Origin of the sequence: Kitasatospora sp. NPDC059817, assembly GCF_042731835.1 — a bacterium.
Taxonomy (GTDB): Bacteria; Actinomycetota; Actinomycetes; order Streptomycetales; family Streptomycetaceae; genus Kitasatospora.
Genome location: NZ_JBHWIR010000079.1, coordinates 18,710 through 22,572 on the forward strand (window position 1 = coordinate 18,710; position 3,863 = coordinate 22,572).

Here is a 3,863-nt window from a genome sequence, read left to right on the forward strand (position 1 = left end):
GCCCCCCCGCTGGGGGGGGCGCGCGCGGGCGGGGGGGGTCGCCGCGCGCCCCCCCGGGCGCCCCGCCCCCCCCAGGGAGCGGGGCACCGTTGCGTGTACGGCCGGGTCGGCCGGGGTACGGCGACAGTGCGGCCGCCGGCGCCGCGCGCCCGTCCCCGGGGAGGCAGTTTTGCTGGTCGAGTCGATCGCCTTCGCCCTCGTCGGCCTGGCCGCGGGCCTGGCCGCACTGCTGGCGCGGCCCGCGTACTTCCGGGCGGCCCGCACCCTGACCCTGGGCACCGCCCTGGCGGCGGCGCTGCTCGGCGGGACAGTGGCGCACTTCTGCCTGGACGGGCGCTACCCGGCGGCGTCGATCGCGGCCGCCGCGCTGGCCTCGGCGGTGCTGACCACGACACTGGCCCGGCCGGACCTCGCCGCCGGGCGGGCCCCGGCGCACCGGCACCACCCGCACCGGGCCGGTGTCCACCGCACGCGGCGCCACCGGCCGGCCTGACCTCTAGCTGGCCAGGCCCAGGGCGGCCATCCGCCGGGTGTGCGCCTCGGTGATCCGGTTGAACATCTTGCCGACCTCGACCAGGTCGAAGCCCTGCACCTGGACGCCGCCGACCAGCAGGTTGGACAGCGCGTCCCGCTCGGCGACCACCCGCTGGGCCTGGCTGAGCGCCTCGCCCATCAGCCGTCGGCCCCACAGCGCGAGCCGGCCGCCGGAGCGCGGGTCGGCCTCGATGGCCTGGCGCACCTTGTCCACCGCGAACTGGGCGTGCCCGGTGTCGGACATGACGCCGAGCACCAGGTCGCGGGTGTCGTCGTCGAGCCGGACGGCGACCTCGCGGTAGAAGTCGGTCGCGATGGCGTCGCCGACGTAGGCCTTGACCAGGCCCTCCAGCCAGTCCGAGGGCGCGGTCATCCGGTGGAACAGCTCCAGCGGCTCGACGAACGGGCGCATCGCCTCCTGCGGGTCGGCGCCGATCTCGGCGAGCCGGTCGTGCAGGCGCTGGTAGTGCTGGAACTCGGCGGAGGCCATCCGGGCCAGGGCCGCCTTGTCGGCGAGGTCCGGCGCCAGCTTGGCGTCCTCGGCGAGCCGCTCGAAGGCGCTCAGCTCGCCGTAGGCAAGCGCGCCGAGCAGATCCAGCACCGCCGCCCGGTAGCCGGGGTCGGCCGAGCACGCGGCCCAGTCCCCGATCGAGCCGGCCGCGGCGTCCTGCGTCTCACCATGGGTCTCCATGACCCGCCACCTTAGTCCCGCCGGCCCGGGGGACCCACCCTGGCCGGCCGTCGGCCGGTCGCCCGGGTGACCGGCCGGAACACCCCTTCCGGCCCGGGTCGGCAGGGGCAATGTCAGACGCGTCACGTGTTCGAGTCGTCGCCTGACTGTATGGTGGTACGGAGCCCCGTCGTGTTCGCGCGGTGTCACCGCCGTCTCGGTGTCCCGCGCAAGCCCGCTCCGAAGCGGCACCGTCCATCCGGACGTGTCCGCACCGGAGCCACGGGTACTCACGTACGCGGATGCCCGGTCGGAGAGCCGATCGGCTCCGACCATGGCTTGGACTTCAAGCCTTGGCACCGCATCAGTGGCCGAGCGAGGGCCGCCGAGACCGCGCCCCCTGGCGAAGGTCCCGCGCAGGTCCCTCATGGGAATCCTCCCCGACGCCGCCGGCGACGCGCCCCGCACAGGGCAGCGCGCACCGGCCGGCCGCAGGGACCGGCGCGGTTGTGCGTCCGCTCAGCTGCATCAGGGCCGCCAGGCCCGTACGCAGCCGTGCGGCTGCCCGCCCGCCGCTCGCTCTCGGCCCCTTTCACACGGAAGAGGCAGCACCCTGTCCACCACCGCTGAACCCATCAAGACGACGTTCCGGGATCTGGGAATCCTCCCGGAGACCGCCGAGGCGCTCGAGTCCGTCGGCATCGTCCACCCCTTCCCCATCCAGGAGATGACCCTCCCGGTCGCGCTGACCGGCCACGACGTCATCGGCCAGGCCAAGACCGGCACCGGCAAGACCCTAGGCTTCGGCCTCCCGCTGATCGAGCGGTGCGTCGTGCGCGCCGACGTGGACGCCGGCCGGGCGACCGAGGAGCAGCTCTCCGACGGCCCGCAGGCGCTCATCGTCGTCCCGACCCGCGAGCTCTGCACCCAGGTCACCAACGACCTGCAGACCGCCGGCAAGGTCCGCGACGTGCGCGTCCTGGCCGTCTACGGCGGCCGCGCGTACGAGCCGCAGGTCGAGGCGCTCGCCAAGGGCGTCGACATCGTGGTCGGCACCCCGGGCCGCCTGCTGGACCTGGCCGGGCAGAAGAAGCTGAACCTGTCCAAGGTCCGCTCGCTGGTCCTGGACGAGGCCGACGAGATGCTCGACCTCGGCTTCCTGCCGGACGTCGAGAAGATCATCACCATGCTGCCGGCCAAGCGGCAGACCCTGCTGTTCTCGGCCACCATGCCGGGTCAGGTCATCAGCCTCGCCCGCCGGTACATGAGCCAGCCCACCCACATCCGGGCCGCCGCCCCGGACGACACCGGCACCACCGTCGCCAACATCGAGCAGCACATCTTCCGCGCGCACTCGCTGGACAAGGTCGAGCTCGTCTCGCGCATCCTCCAGGCCGACGGCCGCGGGCTGGCGATGATCTTCTGCCGGACCAAGCGCACCGCCGCCGACGTCGCCGACCAGCTGACCCAGCGCGGCTTCGCGGCCGGCGCCGTCCACGGCGACCTCGGCCAGGGCGCCCGCGAGCAGGCGCTGCGCGCGTTCCGCAACGGCAAGGTCGACGTGCTGGTCTGCACCGACGTCGCCGCCCGCGGCATCGACGTCGAGGGCGTCACGCACGTGGTCAACTACCAGTGCCCCGAGGACGAGAAGACCTACCTGCACCGGATCGGCCGCACCGGCCGGGCCGGCGCCTCGGGCACCGCCGTCACCCTGGTCGACTGGGACGACATCCCGCGCTGGCAGCTGATCAACAAGGCGCTGGAGCTGACCTTCAACGACCCGGAGGAGACCTACTCCACCTCGCCGCACCTGTACGAGCTGCTGAAGATCGCGCCGGGCACCAAGGGTGTGCTGCCGCGTTCGGAGCGGACCCGGGCCGGGCTCGGCGCGGAGGAGGTCGAGGACCTCGGCGAGACCGGCGGGCGCGGTGCGCGCACCGCCCGGGCCAAGGGCCCGCGCAGCGGCGCCGGCCGCACCGGCGCCCCTGAGGCCGCCGTGGCGACCGAGGAGAAGCCGCGCCGCACCCGTGAGCGCCGCCGCACCCGCGGGGGCTCCACGGTCGCCGAGGGCGAGGCCGGGAGCGTCGTCGAGGCCGCCGCGGCCCCGGCCGTCGAGGGCACCGAGGGCGAGGCGGCCCCGCGCCGCCGTCGCCGCCGGTCGCGCGGCGCCGCCGCCGGCGAGGCCGCTGTGGTGGCCGAGGCCGTCGCGGTGACCGAGGCGGCCGTGGCGGCTCCGGTCGCCGAGGCCCCGGCCGAGGTTCCGGCCGCGGTGGCCGTCGTGGCCGCCGCCGAGGCCGTCGTCGAGGCCGTCGTCGAGGAGAAGCCGGCCGCCCGCACCCGGACGCGCACCCGCAAGCCGAAGGCGGAGGCCGTCGAGGCCGTCGTCGAGGCGCCGACCGAGGCACCCGCCGCCGAGGCCGTCGTCGAGACCGCCGTCGCAAAGAAGCCGGCCACCCGGACGCGCACCCGCAAGCCCAAGGCCGAGGCCGAGGCCGCGACCGCCCCGGCGGCTCCGGAGGCTGCGGCCGCCGACGCCGCGACCGAGGTCCCGGCCCCGCGCAAGCGCACCCGGGCCCGCAAGGCCGCCGCCGCGCCGGAGACCACCCCGGAGAGCTGACGCACCCCGCCCCGGAGGGGGCGGGCCGGGGGCCGGGGGGCG

General features: G+C 75.8%; 3 protein-coding genes. 2 read left to right on the forward strand and 1 reads right to left on the reverse strand.

Annotated elements, in window-relative coordinates:
* The first annotated feature begins 169 nt into the window (after positions 1-169).
* Positions 170-493: a hypothetical protein gene (locus ACFV61_RS18730; RefSeq protein ID WP_363586741.1), complete on the forward strand. Its 324-nt coding sequence runs from the start codon at positions 170-172 to the stop codon at positions 491-493.
* Positions 494-496: 3 nt separating this feature from the next.
* Here ACFV61_RS18730 and ACFV61_RS18735 read toward each other — a convergent pair whose 3' ends face one another.
* Positions 497-1,225 carry a ferritin-like fold-containing protein gene (locus ACFV61_RS18735; protein WP_063347921.1) on the reverse strand — a complete coding sequence of 243 codons (729 nt, stop codon included), beginning with the start codon at positions 1,223-1,225 and terminating at the stop codon, positions 497-499.
* Positions 1,226-1,931: 706 nt separating this feature from the next.
* On the opposite strand from ACFV61_RS18735, the gene ACFV61_RS18740 reads away from it, so the two are divergent.
* Positions 1,932-3,821, forward strand: a complete 1,890-nt coding sequence (locus ACFV61_RS18740; protein ID WP_380492757.1) for a DEAD/DEAH box helicase — start codon at positions 1,932-1,934, stop codon at positions 3,819-3,821.
* Positions 3,822-3,863 lie beyond the last annotated feature (42 nt).

Excerpts from the sequence above, each read along its gene's own strand:
- ACFV61_RS18740 (WP_380492757.1), top strand. The coding sequence starts at position 1,932 with ATGACCCTCCCGGTCGCGCTGACCGGCCACGACGTCATCGGCCAGGCC.
- ACFV61_RS18735 (WP_063347921.1), bottom strand. The coding sequence starts at position 1,225 with ATGGAGACCCATGGTGAGACGCAGGACGCCGCGGCCGGCTCGATCGGG.